This window comes from Frateuria sp. Soil773, assembly GCF_001428405.1.
In the GTDB taxonomy this organism is placed as follows: Bacteria; Pseudomonadota; Gammaproteobacteria; order Xanthomonadales; family Rhodanobacteraceae; genus LMSL01.
Map to the genome: position 1 here is coordinate 510,067 of NZ_LMSL01000041.1, position 18,927 is coordinate 528,993.

The 18,927-nt window shown below is 72.2% G+C and carries 15 protein-coding genes; 9 read left to right on the forward strand and 6 right to left on the reverse strand.

Annotation, left to right across the window (positions count from 1 at the left end):
- Positions 1 to 50: 50 nt before the first annotated feature.
- The 3 genes from ASG87_RS18040 to ASG87_RS18050 are packed head-to-tail and all read left to right on the forward strand — an operon-like array spanning position 51 to position 4,190.
- The gene (locus ASG87_RS18040) at positions 51 to 1,376 is read left to right on the forward strand and encodes an amino acid permease (RefSeq protein WP_056008495.1); all 1,326 of its coding nucleotides are present in this window, start codon (positions 51 to 53) and stop codon (positions 1,374 to 1,376) included.
- A gap of 49 nt (positions 1,377 to 1,425) precedes the next feature.
- On the forward strand, positions 1,426 to 1,941 hold the full coding sequence (locus tag ASG87_RS18045; protein WP_056008498.1) for a 2Fe-2S iron-sulfur cluster-binding protein: 516 nt from the start codon (positions 1,426 to 1,428) through the stop codon (positions 1,939 to 1,941).
- Entirely contained in the window at positions 1,938 to 4,190 is a 2,253-nt protein-coding gene (locus ASG87_RS18050) for a molybdopterin cofactor-binding domain-containing protein (RefSeq protein WP_056008501.1), read from the forward strand. The genes ASG87_RS18045 and ASG87_RS18050 overlap by 4 nt, the downstream gene beginning before the upstream one ends.
- A 54-nt stretch (positions 4,191 to 4,244) precedes the next feature.
- Here the strand turns inward: ASG87_RS18050 and ASG87_RS18055 are convergent, their stop codons facing one another.
- Positions 4,245 to 5,165 carry a LysR family transcriptional regulator gene (locus ASG87_RS18055; RefSeq protein ID WP_157511152.1) on the reverse strand — a complete coding sequence of 307 codons (921 nt, stop codon included), beginning with the start codon at positions 5,163 to 5,165 and terminating at the stop codon, positions 4,245 to 4,247.
- 95 nt (positions 5,166 to 5,260) lie between these two features.
- Between ASG87_RS18055 and ASG87_RS18060 the strand changes: the two genes are divergently transcribed.
- Together ASG87_RS18060 and ASG87_RS18065 are read left to right on the forward strand one after the other, a co-directional pair.
- On the forward strand, positions 5,261 to 5,722 hold the full coding sequence (locus tag ASG87_RS18060; protein ID WP_056008507.1) for a nuclear transport factor 2 family protein: 462 nt from the start codon (positions 5,261 to 5,263) through the stop codon (positions 5,720 to 5,722).
- A complete protein-coding gene (locus ASG87_RS18065; protein WP_056008510.1) occupies positions 5,719 to 6,960 on the forward strand; it encodes an MFS transporter in 1,242 nt (413 codons plus the stop codon). The genes ASG87_RS18060 and ASG87_RS18065 overlap by 4 nt, the downstream gene beginning before the upstream one ends.
- Before the next feature lie 173 nt (positions 6,961 to 7,133).
- Here ASG87_RS18065 and def read toward each other — a convergent pair whose 3' ends face one another.
- Positions 7,134 to 7,673 (reverse strand): peptide deformylase, encoded by a 540-nt coding sequence (gene def / locus ASG87_RS18070; protein WP_056008512.1) that lies wholly within the window; start codon positions 7,671 to 7,673, stop codon positions 7,134 to 7,136.
- A gap of 288 nt (positions 7,674 to 7,961) precedes the next feature.
- Here def and ASG87_RS18075 point away from each other — a divergent pair, with 288 nt between their 5' ends.
- The 4 genes from ASG87_RS18075 to ASG87_RS18090 all read left to right on the forward strand — a co-directional run bounded on the left by ASG87_RS18075 (position 7,962) and on the right by ASG87_RS18090 (position 12,023).
- A complete protein-coding gene (locus ASG87_RS18075; protein ID WP_056008514.1) occupies positions 7,962 to 10,037 on the forward strand; it encodes a carbon starvation CstA family protein in 2,076 nt (691 codons plus the stop codon).
- Positions 10,038 to 10,047: 10 nt separating this feature from the next.
- Positions 10,048 to 10,251, forward strand: a complete 204-nt coding sequence (locus ASG87_RS18080) for a YbdD/YjiX family protein (RefSeq protein ID WP_056009121.1) — start codon at positions 10,048 to 10,050, stop codon at positions 10,249 to 10,251.
- Between the two features lie 245 nt (positions 10,252 to 10,496).
- Positions 10,497 to 11,003: a DUF2127 domain-containing protein gene (locus ASG87_RS18085; RefSeq protein WP_056008517.1), complete on the forward strand. Its 507-nt coding sequence runs from the start codon at positions 10,497 to 10,499 to the stop codon at positions 11,001 to 11,003.
- A 120-nt stretch (positions 11,004 to 11,123) separates the two neighbouring features.
- Positions 11,124 to 12,023: a TraB/GumN family protein gene (locus ASG87_RS18090; RefSeq protein WP_056008520.1), complete on the forward strand. Its 900-nt coding sequence runs from the start codon at positions 11,124 to 11,126 to the stop codon at positions 12,021 to 12,023.
- Between the two features lie 75 nt (positions 12,024 to 12,098).
- Here the strand turns inward: ASG87_RS18090 and ASG87_RS18095 are convergent, their stop codons facing one another.
- The 4 genes from ASG87_RS18095 to purL all read right to left on the reverse strand — a co-directional run bounded on the left by ASG87_RS18095 (position 12,099) and on the right by purL (position 18,851).
- Entirely contained in the window at positions 12,099 to 12,995 is an 897-nt protein-coding gene (locus ASG87_RS18095) for a DMT family transporter (protein WP_056008523.1), read from the reverse strand.
- Positions 12,996 to 13,154: 159 nt separating this feature from the next.
- Positions 13,155 to 14,066, reverse strand: coding sequence for a glycosyltransferase family 2 protein (locus ASG87_RS18100; protein WP_056008526.1), 912 nt, complete (start codon positions 14,064 to 14,066; stop codon positions 13,155 to 13,157).
- Between the two features lie 116 nt (positions 14,067 to 14,182).
- A complete protein-coding gene (locus ASG87_RS18105) occupies positions 14,183 to 14,920 on the reverse strand; it encodes a hypothetical protein (RefSeq protein ID WP_056008530.1) in 738 nt (245 codons plus the stop codon).
- A 34-nt stretch (positions 14,921 to 14,954) separates the two neighbouring features.
- On the reverse strand, positions 14,955 to 18,851 hold the full coding sequence (gene purL, locus ASG87_RS18110; RefSeq protein WP_056008531.1) for a phosphoribosylformylglycinamidine synthase: 3,897 nt from the start codon (positions 18,849 to 18,851) through the stop codon (positions 14,955 to 14,957).
- Between the last annotated feature and the right edge of the window lie 76 nt (positions 18,852 to 18,927).

Consider the following 18,927-nt stretch of genomic DNA (forward strand, 5'->3'; position numbering starts at 1 on the left):
CGCCCCAGCGTCCATGCTCGCGCGTCTTCCAAAGCGGCAGCGGACCTTCCATGAGCGAACCCTCGACGCCCGGCGGCTACGTGCGCGGCCTGCGCCCCTGGGACGCCGCGCTGATCGTGGTCGGCGGCATCATCGGCGGCGGCATCTTCCTCAACCCGGGCATCGCCGCGCAGCGCACGGAATCGGGCCTGGCCCTGCTGCTGGCATGGGTGGGCGCCGGCGTGCTGACCCTGGTCGGCGCGCTGTGCTACGCCGAGCTCGGCGCGCGCCGGCCGCATGCCGGCGGCACCTACGTGTACCTGCGCGAGGCGTTCGGGCCGCTGGCCGGCTTCCTGTTCGGCTGGACCATGCTGCTGGTGATCTACTCCGGCTCCACTGCGGCGGTGGCGACGATCTTCGCCAGCTATGCCGCGGCGGTGCTCGGCCTGCCGGCCTCGGCCGCGCTGCCGCTGGCGGCCGGCGCGCTGGTGTTCGTCGCCGGCATCAACCTGTTCGGGCTGCGGCTCGGCGCGCAGATCCAGAACGTGTTCGCCCTGCTCAAGCTGCTCGCGGTGGCGGCGCTGGTGGTGTGCGGGCTGCTGCTGGCCGGCGCCGGCGGGCAGGCGGTGCTGGCCGTCGATCCCGCCCGCGAAGGCGCCGGCTTCATGGGCGCGGCGCTGCCGGTGCTGTTCGCCTATTCCGGCTTTACCTATCTCAACAACCTCGCCGGCGAGGTGCGCGAGCCGCAGCGCACCCTGCCGCGCGCGCTGCTGGCCGGCATGCTGCTGGTGATCGCCGCCTATGCGCTGGTCAACGTGGCCTATCTCGCCACGCTGGGCCATGCCGGGCTCGCCGCCAGCACCGCGCCCGCCGCGGACGTGATGAACCGGATGTTCGGCCCGCTCGGCGCGAAGCTGATCGCGCTGGGCATCGCGGTCTCCACGCTCGGCTTCTGCAACATCACCCTGGTCGCCGGCGCGCGCGTGCTGCAGGTGATGGGCGAGGACGGGCTGTTCTTCCGCTCGGTGGCGCGGCTGCACCCGCGGCACCGGACGCCGAACCTGGCGCTGCTGCTGCTGTCCGGCTGGGCCGTGGTGCTGGTGCTCACCGGCAGCTACGGCCAGCTGCTCGACTACGCCACCTTCGGCGACTGGCTGGCCTGCGCGGTCGGCGTGGCCACCCTGTTCTGGTACCGCCGCCGCGACGGCGCGCACGCCAGCTTCCGCGTGCCCGGCTATCCGTGGCTGCCGCTGCTGTTCGTCGGCACGGTGGGCTGGGTGGTGGTCGAGACGATGCGCAGCAACCCGCGCAACGCGGGCATCGGCGTGCTGATCATGCTGGCCGGCGTGCCGGTGTACTTCGCCTGGCGCCGCCTGTTCAGCCGCAACGTGCAATAGCCGCCCCGGGCGATGCCACAATAGGCGGATACGCAAGGAGGTTCCCCTGATGGTGCAAGTGCAGGCCCAGCCCGACGCAAGCCGGCCGATCGCTCCCGAGAAGGTGCGCGAGGGCATCGACCTGACCGTCAACGGCGAGCGTTTCGTCCACACCGGCGATCCGCAGATGCCGCTGCTGTGGTACCTGCGCGATGTGCTGCGGCTGACCGGCACCAAGTACGGCGGCGAGCTGAGCGGCGCCGACCTGGTGCTGCTGGACGGCAAGGCGGTGCCCGCGATGGGCGTGCCGATGGCCAGGCTGGCCCAGCGCAAGGTCACCACGGTGGAAGGGCTGGCCGGCGCCGACGGCTCGCTGCATCCGCTGCAGCAGGCCTTCATCGACGAGGACGCGATCGGCTGCGGCTACTGCACGCCGGGCTGGCTGATCGCCGCGCTGGACCTGCTCAACCGCAAGCCCAGGCCCTCCGACGACGACATCGACCAGTTGCCGGTCCTCTGCCGCTGCGGCTGCCATACGCGCGTGCGCCGCGCGATCCGGCGCGTCGCCAACGGAGGCCAGTCGTGAGCGCCGGCGTGCAGCTTTCGCGCCGCCGCTTCCTGCAGGTGCTGGCCGGCACCGCCGGCGCGCTGGTGATCGGCATCCCGCTCGCCGAGGCGGCCGATCCGCCGCTGCCGCCGGCCCTGCTCGGCGACGACTACCGCGGCCTCGGCGCCTACGTGCGGATCGACAGCGACGGCAACGTGCTGATCGGCACCCGCGACCCGGACACCGGCACCGGCACCAGCACCGCGCTGCCGCGCATCATCGCCGACGAGCTGGACGCCGACTGGAACCGGGTCGGCGTGATCCCGCTCGGCCTCGGCGTGGACAACCGCAACGGCCAGCCGTTCTGGCGCTACGGCCACCAGACCGGCGGGCTGGGCGACTCGATCCCCGCCGCCTGGGCCGACCTGCGCCAGGCCGGTGCGCTGGCCCGCTGGCTGCTGACCCAGGCCGCCGCGCGCCGGCTCGGCGTGCCGGCCGAGCGCCTGCGCTGCCAGGCCGGCACGGTGATCGCGCCGGACGGCCGCCGCTTCGGCTACGGCGACCTCGCCGAGGCGGCCAGCAAGATCGCCCTGCCGACCGCGCCGCTGCCGCTGAAATCGCCCGACCGCTACACCCTGATCGGCCAGCCCGCGGGCGACGTCGATGCGCGCGCCCTGGTCACCGGGCAGAGCCGCTACGCGATCGACAGCGATTTCGCCGGCGCCCTGGTCGCCGTGCTTGCGCACTGCCCCTGGCACGACGGCAGCCTCGGCACCATCGACACCGCCGACGCCCTCGCGGTGAAGGGCGTGGTCAAGGTGGTGCAGCTCAGGCCCGAGGCCAACCGGCTCCCGGGCCAGACCGTGCGTGCGCCCGCGGTGGCGGTGCTGGCGGAGAACACCTGGGCGGCGCTGCAAGGCCGCGCCAGGCTGAAGCTGCGCTGGCAGCCCGGCGCCAGCGGCAGCGCGGGCAGCGCCGCGCTGGAGCAGCAGGCGACCGACCTGCTCGACGACAAGAACGCCACCGGCCAACTGGTGCGCAGCGACGGCGACGTCGACAGCGCCGGCAAGAAGGCCGCGCGGCGCGTCGAGGCCACCTATTTCCAGCCCTGGCTGGCGCATGCCACGCCGGAGCCGATGAACTGCCTGGTGCGGCTCGACAAGGACCGCGCCACCCTGGTGGTGCCCACCCAGGCGCCGCAGCAGGCGTGGGCGGTGGTGCAGCGGCTGACCGGGCTGGCGCCCGACCAGATCGAGATCCAGGTGCCGCGCGTGGGCGGCGGCTACGGCCGCCGGCTCGACCACGACTACGTCGCCGAGGCGGTGATGCTGGCCAAGGCGGTGGACAAGCCGGTGCGCCTGCTGTGGACGCGCCAGGAAGACCTGGCGCAGGACTTCTACCGCCCCGCCAGCGTGCAGCGGCTCAACGCGGTCGTCGACCGCAAGCGCAACCTGATCGCCTGGACCCAGCGCGTCGCCAGCGCCTCGGCGCTCGCCGGCCGCGGCGTGCCGGACGACCGCCTGTGGGCGTCCGAACTGCAGGCCGACCAGTTGCCCGCGGGCCTGGTGCCGAACTATCGCAGCAGTTGGTATCGCCTCGATTCGCCGATACCGCGCGGGCCGCACCGCGGCATGCCGCACCTCGCCAACGCCTTCGCGGCCGAGAGCTTCGTCGACGAGATCGCCCACGCGCTGAAGGAGAACCCGCTCGACACCCGCCTGCGCCTGCTCGGCGAACCGCGCCAGATCCCGCTCGCCAACGGCGGCACGCTCGACACCGGCCGGCTCGCCAACGTGCTCAGGCTGGTCGCCGAGCGGATCGAATGGAAGAACTGGCTGCGCAGCGTCAACGGCCTCGGCATCGCCTGCTGGCACGTCAACGGCGCCTACGTCGCGCATGCGGTGGAAGCCGCGCTGCAGGGCGAGAAACTCGGCATCGTGCGCGCCGTGTGCGCGGTCGACGTGGGCCGCGTGATCAACCCGCTCGGCCTGGAGGGCCAGGTCGCCGGCGCCACGCTGGACGCGCTGTCCGCCGCGCTGAACCTGGCCGTCACCTTCAAGGACGGCCAGGTGCAGCAGCACGGCTACAAGGACTACCCGCTGGCCGGCATGGCCCAGTTGCCGCGCGCGGTCGAGGTCATCGTCGTGCCCGGCGACCGCGTCCCGGCCGGCGCCAGCTTCCTCGCCATGCCCACCGCCGCGCCGGCGCTGGCCAATGCGGTGTTCCGCGCCAGCGCGGTGCGCGTGCGCCGGCTGCCGCTGATGAAGGAGCTGCTGCGGCTGCTGTAGCGCCTTGCCGCGGTGCGCCCCGCGCCGCGCCGGGAATGCCGCGGCGGCGGGCCGTCAGCCGGGAAGCCCGGGCGGCACCGATGCCCAGCGCGCCGCCGCGAAGTCGATGAAGGCGCGCGTGCGCGCCGGCAGTTGCCGGCCCGGCGGCCACACGATGTGCACCGGCTGCGCCGGCAGTTGCCAGGCGTCCAGCACCGTCTCCAGCCGCCCCTGGTCGAGCAGCCCCCGCACCTGCCACAGCGCGGCCACCCCGATGCCCAGCCCGGCCAGCACCGCCGCATTGCACGCCGCGGCGTTGTCCGCGCTGAAGCGGCCGCGCACGTCCACCTGCTGCCGTCGCTGGCCGCGCCGGTAGGTCCAGCGCTGCGGCTCGCCGGCGGAACGGCGCACCACGCAGGCGTGCCGGCGCAGGTCGGCCGGCACCTGCGGCCGGCCGTGCCGCGCGAAATAGCCCGGCGCGCCGATGGTGACCAGCGGCAGCGCGCCGAGCTGGCGCGCATGCAGCCGGCTGTCCGGCAGCTCGCCCAGCCGCACCGCGGCGTCCAGCTTCTCGCGCTGCAGGTCGGCGCGGTGGTCGGCTACCGCCAGCTCGACGTCGACGTCCGGATAGCGCTCCATGAAGGCCGCCACCAGCGGCACCAGGTACGGCGCGCTGAACTGGGTGGAGCCGCCGATGCGCAGCGTGCCGTCGATGCGCGCGCCGTGCTCGGCCAGCGCGGAGCGGGCCAGGTCGATGTCGGCCAGCGCCGCCTTGATCCGCGCGTGGAAGGCCAGCCCCGCCGCGGTGGGCTGCGCGCGGCGCGTGGTGCGCTGGACCAGTTCGACCCCCAGCTCGTGCTCCAGCGCCTGCAGCGAGCGGCTCACCGCCTGCAGCGAGCGGCGCAGGTGGCGCGCGGCCGCGGTGAGGTTGCCCTGCTCCACGATGGCGACGAAGACGCGGTAGTCGTCCAGGCTGGCCACGGCATTCTCCCGCATGGCGTGATAGTCCATCCATGGTAACGCCTATTCTCCCGCATCGTTTCCGGGCGAAGAATGGCGCCCCCGCTTCCCAGCCCGATCCGGAAATCCCCATGTCCACGCCATTCCCCGCCGCCGTCGATGGCAGCGAAACCGGCCTCGATCCCGGCGCGCCGCTGGCCGCCCTGAGCGCCTTCTACCGCGCCTTCAACGGCCGCGACATCGAGGCGATGGCGCGCAACTGGCACGACGACGACGACGCGTCGATGAGCAATCCGCTCGGCGGCATCGCGCGCGGCTGGCCGGCGATCCTCGCGGTGTACCGGCGCATCTTCGAGGGCGAGGCGCGGGTGCGCGTGGCGTTCCACGACTACACCTTGCACCGGGCCGGCGAGGTGTTCTACGCCGTCGGCCGCGAGCGCGGCACGCTGGAACGCGCGGGCCTGCGGCTGGAGCCGGCGATCCGCACCAGCCGCCTGTTCCGCCGCGTCGACGGCGCCTGGCGCCAGGTGCACCACCACGGTTCGTTCGACGACCCGGCCCTGCTCGCCGCCTACCGGGAGGCCGTGCGATGAGCGGCGCAAACACCCCGGCCGAGCGGGTGCCGGTGCGGCTGTTCGCGCTGGCGACCGGCGTGATCGTGGTCAGCCTGTACCTCCCGCAGCCGCTGGTGGGACCGATCGGCGCTTCGCTGGGCCTGTCGCCGGCCGCGGCCGGCCTGGTCAGCACGCTGCTGCTGGCCGGCTACGCGGCGGGCCTGTTCCTGCTGGTGCCGCTGTCCGACCTGGTGGAGAACCGCCGCCTGATCCTCGCCACGCTGGCGACCAATGCCGCGGCGCTCGCCGTCGCGGCATGCCCCATCGCCCCCGCCGGGTTCCTCGCCGTCAGCTTCGTGATCGGGCTGACCACCTGCTCGATCCAGATGCTGGTGCCGCTGGCCGCGGCGATGACCGCGGAGGCGCGGCGCGGCCGCGTGATCGGCAACATCATGAGCGGGCTGCTGCTGGGCGCGATGCTGTCGCGGCCGCTGGCGAGCCTGGTGGCCGAACGGTTCGGCTGGCGCGCGGCCTATGCCCTGCTCGCCGCCGCCATCGTGCTGCTCGGCGGCATGCTGGCGTTCCGCCTGCCGCGCCGGCGACCGCCGCAAGCGACGCGGTACGGCGCCCTGGTCGGCTCGCTGGCCGGGCTGTGGCGCGGGGAGCCGGTACTGCGCCGCCGCGCGCTGTCGGCGGCGGCGAGCTTCGCCGCCTTCAACGCGTTCTGGAGCCTGGTCGCGCTGCCGCTGGCCGCGCCGCCGTTCGGCTTCGGCGCCGCAGGCATCGCGGCGTTCGCCCTGGCCAGCATCAGCGGCGCGATCAGCGCGCCGGTCGCCGGTCGGCTCGGCGACGCCGGCAAGGCCAGGGCCGCCACGCACGCCGCCCACGTCGTCCTCGTCGCGGCGATGCTGCTGGCCGGCGTCGCCGGCAGCCCGTGGGCGGCCGCTACGCTGCCGCGTGGCGCGCTGATCGCCGCGATGGGCGCCGCCGCCATCCTGCTCGACGCCGGCACCATCGCCGACCAGGCACTGGGCCGCCGCGCCGTGAACCTGCTGCAAGCGGAGGCGCGCGGCCGCATCAACGGCTTGTACACCGGGGTCTTCTTCCTCGGCGGCGCGGCCGGTTCCGCCGTGGCTGGCGTGGCATGGGCGCATGCCGGCTGGACCGGCGTGTGCGCGGTCGGCGCGCTCGCCGGCGTGATCGCGTTCATGCTCGGCCTGCGCGGCGGCGAGGCGACGCATGCCGTCGAGGCGCGCCCCGCACCGGCCTGCGATTGAGTCGCCGCGACCGTACGGGCGTCCAGGCCGTGTCGGCGACGGGAGGAAGCTTCGCCCGGCCTTGTCCGCCGCGCCCGGCAGCGGGGGAGCCCCCTCCACGCCGGCATCTTCCGCCGCATTTCCGCGCAACCCGCGCGGCGGGCGAAGCCGGGGCCGGCATGCCGCCGCGCGCGTCACTCGTCGGCGGCGGGATCCATGCCCGGGAACAGCACCTCGGTGTAGCCGAACTTGCTGAAGTCGGTGATGCGCGAGGGATACAGCCGGCCGATCAGGTGGTCGCACTCGTGCTGCACCACGCGGGCGTGGAAGCCTTCGGCGCGGCGGTCGATCGGCTGCCCCTGCGGGTCCACGCCCTGGTAGCGGATCAGCGAATAGCGGTTCACCGCGCCGCGCAGGCCGGGCACCGACAGGCAGCCTTCCCAGCCTTCCTCCATGTCCTGCGACAGCGGCGTGATCACCGGGTTGAGCAGGATCGTGCGCGGCACCGCCGGCGCCTCGGGGTAGCGCTCGCTGCTGTCGAAGCCGAAGATCACCAGTTGCAGGTCCACGCCGATCTGCGGCGCGGCCAGGCCGACCCCGCCGGCGTCGTGCATGGTGTCGAACATGTCGGCGATCAGCGCCTCGAGTTCCGCGCCGCCGAACATCGCGTCCGGCACCGGCGGCGCGACGCGCAGCAGCCTCGGATCGCCCATCTTCAGGATTTCGCGGATCATGCAAGCCTCACGGTTCGGCCATCGAGCCTGTCCACTGTAGTCGAGCCGGCGTCATGCCGGCATGCTGGCGCGTGAACGCCAGGGCGGCGGGCGACCGCCTTCCCGGGCGACCGGGCGAACCGGCCATCCGCCGCCGGAAGCGAAACCCGCGCCTCCCGCAAGGCCGATGCCGCACCGCAACGGCGCCGCCGCTATTCGACCAATGGCTAATGCCGCCGGGCCGGCTTTGGCATTGACCCCCGCAGCCGGCGGGACGACCCTTGCCGTACCGTCGAGGAGAAGCCGCCCATGCAAAACGCAGCCGCCGTTCCACCGAGTCCCGCCGGCAAGATCCTGTGGGCCGCCATCGCCATCGTCGGCGCCTGGTGCCTGGGCGTGGTCGCCCTGCGCCGCGGCGAGCCGATCAATGCGATCTGGCTGGTCGCCGCCGCCATCGCGGTGTTCGTGATCGGCTACCGCTTCTACGGCAAGTTCGTCAACGACCGCGTGCTGCAGCTCGACCCGAGCCGCGCCACCCCGGCGGTGCTGCGCAACGACGGCCTGGACTACGTGCCCACCGACAAGTGGGTGGTGTTCGGCCACCACTTCGCCGCGATCGCCGGCGCCGGCCCGCTGGTCGGCCCGGTGCTGGCGGCGCAGATGGGCTACCTGCCCGGCACGCTGTGGATCCTGTTCGGCGTGGTGTTCGCCGGCGCGGTGCAGGACTTCATGATCCTCGGCCTGTCGATCCGACGCGACGGCCGCTCGCTCGGCAACATGCTGCGCGACGAGCTGGGCCCGGTCCCCGGCGTGGTGGCGATGTTCGGCGTGCTGGTGCTGATGATGATCGTGCTGGCGGTGCTGGCGCTGGTGGTGGTCAAGGCGCTCACGCACAGCCCGTGGGGCACCTTCACGGTGGCCTGCACGATCCCGATCGCGCTGGTGATGGGCGCCTACCTGCGCTGGTTCCGTCCGGGCCGGATCCTGGAGGTGTCGATCATCGGCCTGGTCCTGCTGCTGGCCTCGATCGCCTACGGCAAGAACGTCGCCGACTCGGCCACGCTGGCGCCGCTGTTCGACTTCGACGCCAAGGCGCTGGCCTGGCTGCTGATCGCCTACGGCTTCTGCGCGTCGGTGCTGCCGGTGTGGCTGCTGCTGGCGCCGCGCGACTACCTCAGCACCTTCCTCAAGATCGGCACCATCGCGCTGCTCGCGCTGGCGATCTTCCTCGCCGCGCCGACCCTGCAACTGCCGGCGGTGACCAAGTTCATCGACGGCACCGGCCCGGTGTTCCAGGGCAACCTGTTCCCGTTCCTGTTCATCACCATCGCCTGCGGCGCGGTGTCGGGTTGGCATTCGATCATCGCCTCGGGCACCACGCCCAAGCTGCTCGCCAACGAGGGCCAGGCGCGCATGGTCGGCTACGGCGGCATGCTGATGGAGGCGTTCGTGGCGATCATGGCGCTGGTCGCCGCCGCCTCGCTGCACCCGGGCGTGTACTTCGCGATGAACTCGCCCAGCGCGCTGATCGGCACCACCGCGCAGAGCGCGGCCACCGCGATCAGCCAGTGGGGCTTCGTGGTCACGCCCGACGAGCTGCTCAAGACCGCCAAGGACATCGGCGAGGGCAGCATCCTCAGCCGCGCCGGCGGCGCGCCGACGCTGGCGGTGGGCATGGCCCAACTGCTGCACAACATCATCCCCGGCGCATCGATGATGGCGTTCTGGTACCACTACGCGATCCTGTTCGAAGCGCTGTTCATCCTCACCACGGTGGATGCCGGCACGCGCGTGGGCCGCTTCATGATCCAGGAGATCGCCGGGCTCATCCACAAACCGCTGCAGCACACCGAGTCGTGGACCGGCAACCTGCTCGCCACCGCGATCTGCGTGGGCCTGTGGGGCTACTTCCTGTACCAGGGCGCGGTCGATCCGCTGGGCGGCATCAACACGCTGTGGCCGCTGTTCGGCATCGCCAACCAGATGCTCGCGGCGATCGCGCTGATGCTGGCCACGGTGGTGGTGGTGAAGCTCAAGCGCGAGCGCTACGTGTGGGTGCCGGGCGTGCCGGCGATCTGGCTGATCGTCTGCACGCTGACCGCCGGCTGGGAAAAGCTCAGCGGCCCGATCAGCTTCACCGCCGCCGCGCGGAAATACGCGCAGGCCGCGCAGGACGGCACGCTGCTGGCGCCGGCGAAAACCGTCGAGGAAATGCAGCGCATCGTCACCAACAACTACGTGGACATGGCGCTCACCGGCCTGTTCATGCTGCTGATCGTGGTGATGACCGCCTTCTCGCTGCGCGCCCTCTTGCGGGCCTGGCACACCAACCACCCGACCGCGCAGGAAGAACCCTACGTGGCGCTGAGCAGCGTCGCCCGCTGAGGCCATGACGATGAACTCGCCCAGGCAGGTCCTTCGCTCCGGCTGGAAGTGGGCGGTGCAGACCGCCCGCCTCTGCTGCGGCGTGCCCGACTACGACGTCTACGTGAAGCATCTGCGCGAGCACCACCCGGAACGGGCGGTGCCCAGCTACGAGGAGTTCTTCCGCGAACGGCAGGTCGCCCGCTACAGGGGCACCGGGGGGCGTTGTTGCTGAGTCGTTTTGCCGTTCCGCGGCCATGCTCCGGCGTGGCCGCGGAGCCGCGGCGCTCACCGGCAAAGGTGCTGGATTCCGGCTTTCGCCGGAACGACGGGGAAAGTGTCGGGCAGCTTCCCTGACGTCGTCCCAGCGAAAGCCGGGACCCGGCGATTCCTGGCCTTCCGCCGTCGCGCACCCCATCCGGCACTGGCCATTCCCGCCCCAGCGCGGACAATGGTGCGCCTGCCCGCCCCGACCTCCCCATGTCTCCGACCCACGACACCGCCGCCGTGCCCGCCGCCGCGCACCCGCACCGGGCCGGCCTGCGCCTCATCGCGTTCTACGAGATCGTCAAGACCGTCTGCCTGCTGCTGGTCGCGGCGGCGGCGTTCCACCTGGACCACGCGGAAAACTTCAACCACCTGGTGCGCTGGCTGGAACACCTGTCGCTGACCGACAGCAGCGGCCTGCGCTGGAAACTGATCTCGACCCTGGTGGATTTCGGGCCGAGCCGGTTCGTGGCGGTGGGCGTGGTGACCCTGGGCTATGCCGCGCTGTTCGGCATCGAGGGCATCGGCCTGCTGATGGGCAAGTACTGGGCGGAATGGTTCACCGTGATCGCCACCGCCTCGCTGATCCCCGTCGAGCTGTACGAGACCCTGCACCGCTTCGGCTGGCTGAAGCTGGCCGTGCTGGCCGGCAACGTGGCGATCGTGGCGTACCTGGTGCGCGTGGCGCTGCAGACGCGCGCGATGCGCCGGATGCAGTGAGCCCGATGCGATGAACCGGATGCAATGAACCGAGTGCAATGGCCGGACGCGGTGACTTGTAGCACTGATCCGGTTCGCCCGGCCGTTCTAGGTTGGCTCCCGGGATCTTGGGAGCGGGACATGGACACCATCGACACTCGCCGGCGCAAGGTCGTCGGCATGCTTGCGACCGCCCTGGTCGCCGGAAGCGGCGGGCTGGCGCCCCTGAAGTCGCTGGCGCAGCCGGCGACGCATGGCTGGCCGCTGTGGTCGCTCCAGCGCGGCGGGCGGAATCTCTATCTCACAGCCGAAACGCCGCCGCAGCCGGCCGACTGGCGCGACTCGCGCATCGAGCGGCTTCTCTCGCACTGCTCGGCCCTGTGGACCGAGACCAACAACGTCTACAAGCAGCCGCAGGGCGCGCTCATCCAGCGCTACGGCATCGATCCCAGGCGCCCCCTCGACGACTGGCTCGACGCGCGCGACAAGGCGCGGCTGGCCGAGGCCGCCCGCTACTGCAAGACGAGCCCCGGCGACCTGGCGCCGTACAGGCCATGGCTCGTCGGTTCGCTGCTCCAGGAGCAGTACTACCGTGGCGTTGGGTGGAAGGGAAAATCCGCGCGCGAGGTGCTGGCCGGACAGGCCGCGCGGGCGGGCATGCCCTGGCATTGCGAGTTCGAGACCAAGGACGAGGTGCTGGCCTGGTTCGGCGCGCTGACGCCGTTGCAGGACGTCCAGTTCCTGCGCTACGCACTCGACGAAGTGCTCGCCGGGCCGGCAGCCGATGCGCGCATCTTCAAGGCCTGGGCGGCGGGCCAGCGTGAATTGGCGACTGCGGAGGTAGCACGCTACAACCGTGCCTATCCGGAGCTGGCGCAGCGGCTCACGTTCGCGCGCAACCAGGCCTGGCTGTCCCGGTTCGAGCACATGCTCGACGCCAAGGGCGCGCCGCTGGTCGTGGTCGGCCTTTACCACATGGTCGGGCCATCCGGCATTCTCGCCAGCGCCAGCCGCCAGGGCTGGACGGTGGATGCGATTTAGGCCGGCACGACGCAGCCGGGTGGGAATGGCGAAGGCGCGGGTACGCGCCAGAAAGGTGCCGGCTCCGGCCCGCCCTCACACCTCGTGATGCAGCGCCTCGGCCGGCAACCCCGGCTTGCGGCGCGGCGCCAGTTCCGCCAGGTACATCGCCCCCAGCACCAGCACGCCGCCGCCCAGCATGCGCCAGCTCGGCACGTCGCTGCCGAAGGCCACCGCGAACGCGGCGGCGAACACCGGCTCGGTGGTCATCACGATGGCGGCGCGGGTGGCCGGCAGGTGCGCCTGCGCCCAGGTCTGCATCAGCATCGCGCCGGCGCCGGCGATCAGCGCCGTGTACAGCACGCCCAGCCATGCCGCGCGGTCCGGCGGGGCGGCCGGGCCGCCGTGCGGCAGCGTGGCGAGCAGGCAGACGGCCGCGATCGCCGCCATCTGCACCGCCGACAGGCCCAGGGCGCCGTCGGCGCGCGACCACTGCCCTAGCGCCACGATGTGCACCGCGTAGCACACCGCCGAGGCCAGGGTCAGCCACACGCCGGCGTCCACCGCCAGGCCGTTCAGCGACAGCAGCGCCAGCCCGGCCGTGGCCAGCACCACCGCGATCCACACCCGTCCCGGCAGCCGCTGGCGCAGCAGCAGCGTGGCGAGGATCGGGGTGAACACCACGTACATGCCGGTGGCGAAACCGCTGACGCTGGGCGAGATCAGCGCCAGCCCCCAGGTCTGCAGCAACTGGCCCGCGCCGTAGATCGCGCCCAGCACCAGCCCGCGCGCGACGCCGCCGCGGCCCAGCCGCCACACGTGGCGCGGGAACAGCGCCAGCATGACCAGCGCCGCGACGAGGAAGCGCACGGCCAGGAAATCCGCCACCGGCATGCGCGCCACCACGTCCTTGATGAGCACGAAGGTGGAGCCCCATACGGCGGTCATCGCCAGCAGGCCCAGGGTGGCTGGGAGGGTGCGGGTGGCGTTCATGGGGGAGAGCTTTAGGAGTAAGTGGTTAGGAGTGAGGCGTGAGGGAAAGGCCGGGCGTCGCAAGGTGCCGGGCGGTCGCCCTGCCTAGATGAATCGGATGGATGAGCCGGCGTGGGATCACATGGAGGGTGCAAGGTGCCTCGGGCAACGGGCTTTCCCTCACTCACTCCTAACCACTCGCTCCTCGCTTCTCGCCACCCGCTTCGCGCTCCTGCGTAGTTGCCCGGGGATCTGCAGCAGGAAATGCCCCCAGATGCCCAGCCAGACGGCCGCCGCCACGAACGGGTTGCGCGCGGCCGGGTCGAACTTGCGGAACCAGCGCCACATGCCGCGGTGCTTGTGCCGGCTGACGAATACCGGCCGGTGCCGGCTGGAGCCGCCCTTGCCGTGCAGCACGCGCACGTCGCCGGCCAGCAGCACGCGATAGCCGAGGTCGCGTACGCGCCGGCACAGGTCCAGGTCTTCGCAGTGCAGGAAATAGGCTTCGTCGAAACCCTCCAACTGGTCGAACACCTTGCGCGGCAGCAGCATCAGCGCGCCGGACACCGCCTCGGCCTCGACCAGCGTATCCGGCAGCGCGCCGTCGACGTTGACGCCTTCGCCGCGGCCGAACAGGCTGGCCAGCGCCCGCGCCAGCAGCGGGTCGCGCCGGTACGAGGCGGGATCGGCCACGCCCTGCTCGTCGCACACCACCGCGCCGACCAGGCCCGCCTTCGGCTCGTGGGCGAGCACGTCGAGCAGGCTGTCCAGGTCCGCTTCGCGCAGCAGGCAATCGGGGTTCAGCACCAGCACCGCCTCGCCGGTGGCCTGGCGCACGGCGCGGTTCACCGCGGGGCCGAAGCCGAGGTTGGCGTGGTTGAAGACCACCTGCAGCCGTGCATCCGCCTCGTACGCCCGCGCGATGGCCTGCGGCACGCCGTCGGCGGAACCGTTGTCGATCAGCACCACCTCGAGCGGCAGTTCGCAGGCCAGCACGCGGTCGATGCAGTCGCGCATGCTGGCACCGCTGTCGGCAGCCACCACGATCACGCTGACCACCGGGCGGGAGGAATAGAGTACTGGGGAGTTCACTGTGCAAGTATGAGGCAGGAAGCGGCCGGCGAGAATGCCCTTCCGGCATGGGCCGACCGGCACGCCCCGCCTCCCGGCCCGCGCCCGGGCTCCGGTCCAGCCGCGAGGGAGCGGCGCTAGCGGCCCCGCAGGCCCAGCACCTCCTTCAGGGGCAGCGGCGCGCTGTGGCCGTCGCGCGCCAGCCAGGGCTGCGCGCCCTGCCAGCCGTACAGTTGCCAGCCGCACACGCGATGGATGCGGCCGTGCATGCGGTCGCACAGCAGCAGGCCGCCGGCCTGCGCCTGCGCGGCCACGAACCAGTCGCCGCCGGGGCCGAAACCGCACATCGGCCCGGCCCCGTCCAGCACGAAGCCGTCGGCGAGCCGGTAGGTGCCCGCGCGGAAATCCACCCGGCCGCCGCGCGGGTCCGCCACGCCCTGCCGGGCGTCGTGCCAGTGCGGCGGCTGCAGTTCGATGATCGCCGCCGGCGGGCCGACCGGCGCCATCGCCAGTTGCGGCCATTCGACGACGTGGGCGGGCGCGGCCGCGGCGCGGCGCCGGGCACGGTCGAGCCAGGCTTCCAACCCCGCCAGCAAGGTATAGCCGGCCAGGCCGCCGAGCAGCGCCGCGCCCCAGGCGAACGCATCGCCGCCAAGGGCCCGCTGCAGCGCGAACAAGGCCGCGGCCAACCCCCAGCGCAGGCCGCGGCGCAGCATGGCCGCATGGCTGCCCAGGCGTTCGGCCGACACCAGCAGGATCGCGGCGATCGCCAGCAGCAGGGGCAGTCCCAGCCACCACGGCAGCAAGGCCAGCAGCACCAGCCAGGCCGCGACGGCCAGCCAGCCCCGCATCGTGCGCAGCCGCTCGCCGGTCATAGCCAGGCCCGACCGTCGGCAGATACGGCCGGGTTCAGCCGCACCACACCCTGGCGTTGCGGAACATGCGCATCCACGGCGAATCCTCGCCCCACTGCTCGGGGTGCCAGCTCATCTGCGCGCTGCGGAACACGCGCTCCGGATGCGGCATCAGGATCGTCACGCGCCCGTCCGCGGCGGTGAAGCCGGCGAGGCCGCCCGGCGAGCCATTCGGGTTGAGCGGGTAGTTCTCGGTCGGCTTGCCGCGGTTGTCCACGAAGCGCGCCGCGCCGCCCGATTTCGACGGGCTGCACTCGTACGGGAAGCTCACCCGGCCTTCGCCGTGCGCCACCGCCACCGGGATGCGCGAGCCGGCCATGCCCTTGAAGAACAGGCTGGGCGAATCGAGCACTTCCAGCGTGGCCAGGCGCGCCTCGTACTGCTCGGAAGCGTTGCGCAGGAACTTCGGCCAGTGCTTCGCGCCGGGGATGATGTCCTTGAGCTGGCTCAGCATCTGGCAGCCGTTGCACACGCCCAGCGCGAACTTCGTCTCGTCGGCGAAGAACGCGGCGAACTGCGCGCGCAGCGATTCGTTGTAGAGGATCGAGGTGGCCCAGCCGCGGCCGGCGCCGAGCACGTCGCCGTAGGAGAAGCCGCCGCAGGCGGCGAAGCCGCGGAAGTCGGCCAGCTTCACGCGCCCGCTGGCGAGGTCGGACATGTGCACGTCCACCGCCTCGAAGCCGGCGCGGGCGAACGCGGCCGCCATCTCGACCTGGCCGTTGACGCCCTGCTCGCGCAGGATCGCCACGCGCGGGCGCGCGCCCGTGGCGATGAACGGCGCGGCGACGTCCTCGGCCGGATCGAAGCCGAGCTTCGGGCTGATGCCCGGGTCGGCATCGTCGACGCGCCATTCCAGTTCGGCGTCGGCGCTCAACGGGTTGTCGCGCAGCCGCTGCATCGCGTGGCTGGTCTCGTTCCAGGCGCCGAACAGGGTGGTCCAGTTCCACTTGAACAAGGTATCGCTGCCGAGGAACAGCTTGATGCCCAGCTTTTCCTTCGGCCGTCCGATGCGATGGCTCATGCCGGCCAGGCCGTGCTTGACCAGCAGCGCCTCGAACGCCTCGCGGTTGGCCTCGGCCACCTGCATCACCGCGCCCAGTTCCTCGTTGAACAGCGCGCGCAAGGTCGCCTCGGCCCAGCCGTCCAGGTGGATCTCCAGGCCGCAGTGGCCGGCGAAGGCCATCTCCAGCAGGGTGACGATCGCACCGCCGTCGGAACGGTCGTGGTAGGCCAGCAGCAGGCCGGCGCGGTTGGCTTCCTGCACCAGCTCGAACAGCGCCTTCAGCCGCTTGGCGTCGTCCAGGTCCGGCGGCACCCCGCCGCCGCGGTTGAACACCTGGGTCAGCGCGGAGCCGCCGAGGCGGTCGCGGCCGGCGCCCAGGTCGACCAGCCACAGTTCGGTGGCGCCGCGGTCGAGCTTGAGCTGGGGGGTGAGCGTGCGGCGCACGTCGCCGACGCGGGCGAAGCCGGTGATCACCAGCGACACCGGCGACACCGTGCGCTGCGGCTGGTCGCCGTCCTGCCACACGGTCTGCATCGACAGCGAGTCCTTGCCGACCGGGATGGAGATGTCCAGCGCCGGGCACAGCTCCATGCCGACCGCCTGCACCGCGTCGAACAGGGCGGCGTCCTCGCCCGGATGGTTCACCGCGGCCATCCAGTTGGCGGACAGGCGGATCTCGCCCAGCGAGTCGATCGGCGCGGCCGCCAGGTTGGTGATCGCCTCGCCCACCGCGAGGCGCGCCGCGTCGGCGCTGTCGAGCAGGGCCACCGGCGCGCGCTCGGCCATCGCCATCGCCTCGCCGCGGTAGCCGTCGAAGTCGGTCATGGTCACCGCGCAGTCGGCCACCGGCACCTGCCACGGGCCGACCATCGGGTCGCGGTGGTTCAGGCCGCCGACGGTGCGGTCGCCGATGGTGATCAGGAAGCTCTTGCTGCCCACCGTGGGCAGGCGCAGCACGCGCAGCACCGCCTCGTCCATGCCGATGCCGGACAGGTCCGGCACCAGGTCGACGCGCGGCTTGATCCGCTTCGCGTCGCGGTGCATCCGCGGCGGCTTGCCGAACAGCACGTCCATCGGCAGGTCGATCACAACCTCCCGGGGTTCGGGATTCGAGATTCGGGATTCGTCAGGAGCAACAGCAGCCCGCGTCACCAGCAAGCGACGTTCTTCGGTGGCGACGCCGACCACCGCGTACGGGCAGCGCTCGCGCGCGCAGTACGCCTCGAACTCGGGCAGGTCGTCGTGGGCGATCGCCAGCACGTAGCGTTCCTGCGACTCGTTGCTCCACACCTGCATCGGCGACAGCGAGGGGTCGTCGCAGGGGATCTTCGACAGGTCGATCTCGCCGCCGACGCCGGCGTCGTTGAGCAGTTCGGGGATCGCGTTGGAGAGGCCGCCCGCGCCGACGTCGTGGATGCTGACGATCGGGTTGTTCTCGCCGCGCGCCCAGCAACTGTCGATCACCTGCTGGCAGCGCCGCTCCATCTCGGCGTTGTCGCGCTGCACCGAGGCGAAATCCAGCTCCGCGCTGGAGGCGCCGGAAGCCACCGACGAGGCGGCGCCGCCACCCAGGCCGATCAGCATCGCCGGCCCGCCCAGCACGATCACCGCGTGGCCGGGCTGCAGTTCGCGCTTCTGCACGTGGTCGGCGCGGATGTTGGCGAGGCCGCCGGCCAGCATGATCGGCTTGTCGTAGCCGCGGCGCACGCCGGCTTCGCCGGTCTCGTGCTCGTAGGTGCGGAAATAGCCACCCAGGCAGGGCCGGCCGAATTCGTTGTTGAAGGCGGCGGCGCCGAGCGGGCCGTCGCGCATGATCTCGAACGCCGATGCCATGCGCGGCGGCAGCGGACGCTCCACCTCCCACGGCTGCGGGTGGCCGGGGATGCGCAGGTCGGATACCGAGAAGCCGGTGAGCCCGGCCTTCGGCTTGGCGCCGCGTCCGGTGGCGCCCTCGTCGCGGATCTCGCCGCCGGCGCCGGTGGCCGCGCCCGGCCACGGCGCGATCGCGGTGGGATGGTTGTGCGTCTCCACCTTGATCGCGTAGTCGATCCGTTCCTGGTGCGCGCGCCACACGCCGTCGGCGTCGGCGAAGAAGCGCCCCCCCTCGCTGCCCTCGATCACCGCCGCGTTGTCCTTGTAGGCGGACAGCGTGTGCGCGGGTGCGTGCTGGTGGGTGTTCTTGATCATGCCGAACAGGCTCTTGTCCTGTTCCTCGCCGTCGAGCGTCCAGCTCGCGTTGAACACCTTGTGGCGGCAATGCTCGGAATTGGCCTGGGCGAACATGAACAGTTCGGCGTCGGTGGGATCGCGGCCCAGCTCCGCGTAGCGCTCGGCGAGGTAGTCGATCTCGTCGTCGGCCAGCGCCAGGCCGAGTTCCGCATTGGCTTTCGCCAGCGCGCCGCGCGCATCGCCGCCCAGCGCGACGTGCATCAGGTCGCCGGGCGCGCCGCCGAGGAACAGGCCCTGCGCCTGCTCCAGCGAGGTCAGCACCGACTGCGTCATCGTGTCGCACAGTACCGCCAGCACCGCGGCGTGCGCCGGCGTGCCCGGTTCCGGCAACCCGCTCGCCAGCCAGGCCTGCCCGCGCTCCACCCGGCGCACGTCGAAGCCGGCGCCGTGCAGGATGTCGGTGGCCTTGCTCGACCACGGCGAGATCGTGCCGAAACGGGGCACGACCCATAGCGTGGCCGGCTCCGGCGCGGCGTCCTTGGCCTCGAGCACCTCCAGCAGGCGCTTGCGTTCGGCGCCCTCGGGCGCGGCGGCCGCGTCGAGGAAATAGACGAACCAGGCGGCCTGCACCCTGGCGCCGCGATGCAGGGCATCGAGGCGGGCGTTCAGTCGGTCGAGGCGAAACGGCGAAAGGGCGCTCTGCCCGTCGAGTGCGATCATGCGGGGGGAATGGCGCTATGAAAGGAAACGCCTATTCTACCCCATGCTGCAGGACAACAAAGCGGGCGGCCCGGCG

Excerpts from the sequence above, each read along its gene's own strand:
- purL (WP_056008531.1), bottom strand. The coding sequence starts at position 18,851 with ATGATCGCACTCGACGGGCAGAGCGCCCTTTCGCCGTTTCGCCTCGAC.
- ASG87_RS18080 (WP_056009121.1), top strand. The coding sequence starts at position 10,048 with ATGAACTCGCCCAGGCAGGTCCTTCGCTCCGGCTGGAAGTGGGCGGTG.
- ASG87_RS18060 (WP_056008507.1), top strand. The coding sequence starts at position 5,261 with ATGTCCACGCCATTCCCCGCCGCCGTCGATGGCAGCGAAACCGGCCTC.
- ASG87_RS18045 (WP_056008498.1), top strand. The coding sequence starts at position 1,426 with ATGGTGCAAGTGCAGGCCCAGCCCGACGCAAGCCGGCCGATCGCTCCC.
- ASG87_RS18090 (WP_056008520.1), top strand. The coding sequence starts at position 11,124 with ATGGACACCATCGACACTCGCCGGCGCAAGGTCGTCGGCATGCTTGCG.
- ASG87_RS18085 (WP_056008517.1), top strand. The coding sequence starts at position 10,497 with ATGTCTCCGACCCACGACACCGCCGCCGTGCCCGCCGCCGCGCACCCG.
- ASG87_RS18055 (WP_157511152.1), bottom strand. The coding sequence starts at position 5,165 with ATGCGGGAGAATGCCGTGGCCAGCCTGGACGACTACCGCGTCTTCGTC.
- def (WP_056008512.1), bottom strand. The coding sequence starts at position 7,673 with ATGATCCGCGAAATCCTGAAGATGGGCGATCCGAGGCTGCTGCGCGTC.
- ASG87_RS18075 (WP_056008514.1), top strand. The coding sequence starts at position 7,962 with ATGCAAAACGCAGCCGCCGTTCCACCGAGTCCCGCCGGCAAGATCCTG.
- ASG87_RS18065 (WP_056008510.1), top strand. The coding sequence starts at position 5,719 with ATGAGCGGCGCAAACACCCCGGCCGAGCGGGTGCCGGTGCGGCTGTTC.
- ASG87_RS18040 (WP_056008495.1), top strand. The coding sequence starts at position 51 with ATGAGCGAACCCTCGACGCCCGGCGGCTACGTGCGCGGCCTGCGCCCC.
- ASG87_RS18105 (WP_056008530.1), bottom strand. The coding sequence starts at position 14,920 with ATGACCGGCGAGCGGCTGCGCACGATGCGGGGCTGGCTGGCCGTCGCG.
- ASG87_RS18095 (WP_056008523.1), bottom strand. The coding sequence starts at position 12,995 with ATGAACGCCACCCGCACCCTCCCAGCCACCCTGGGCCTGCTGGCGATG.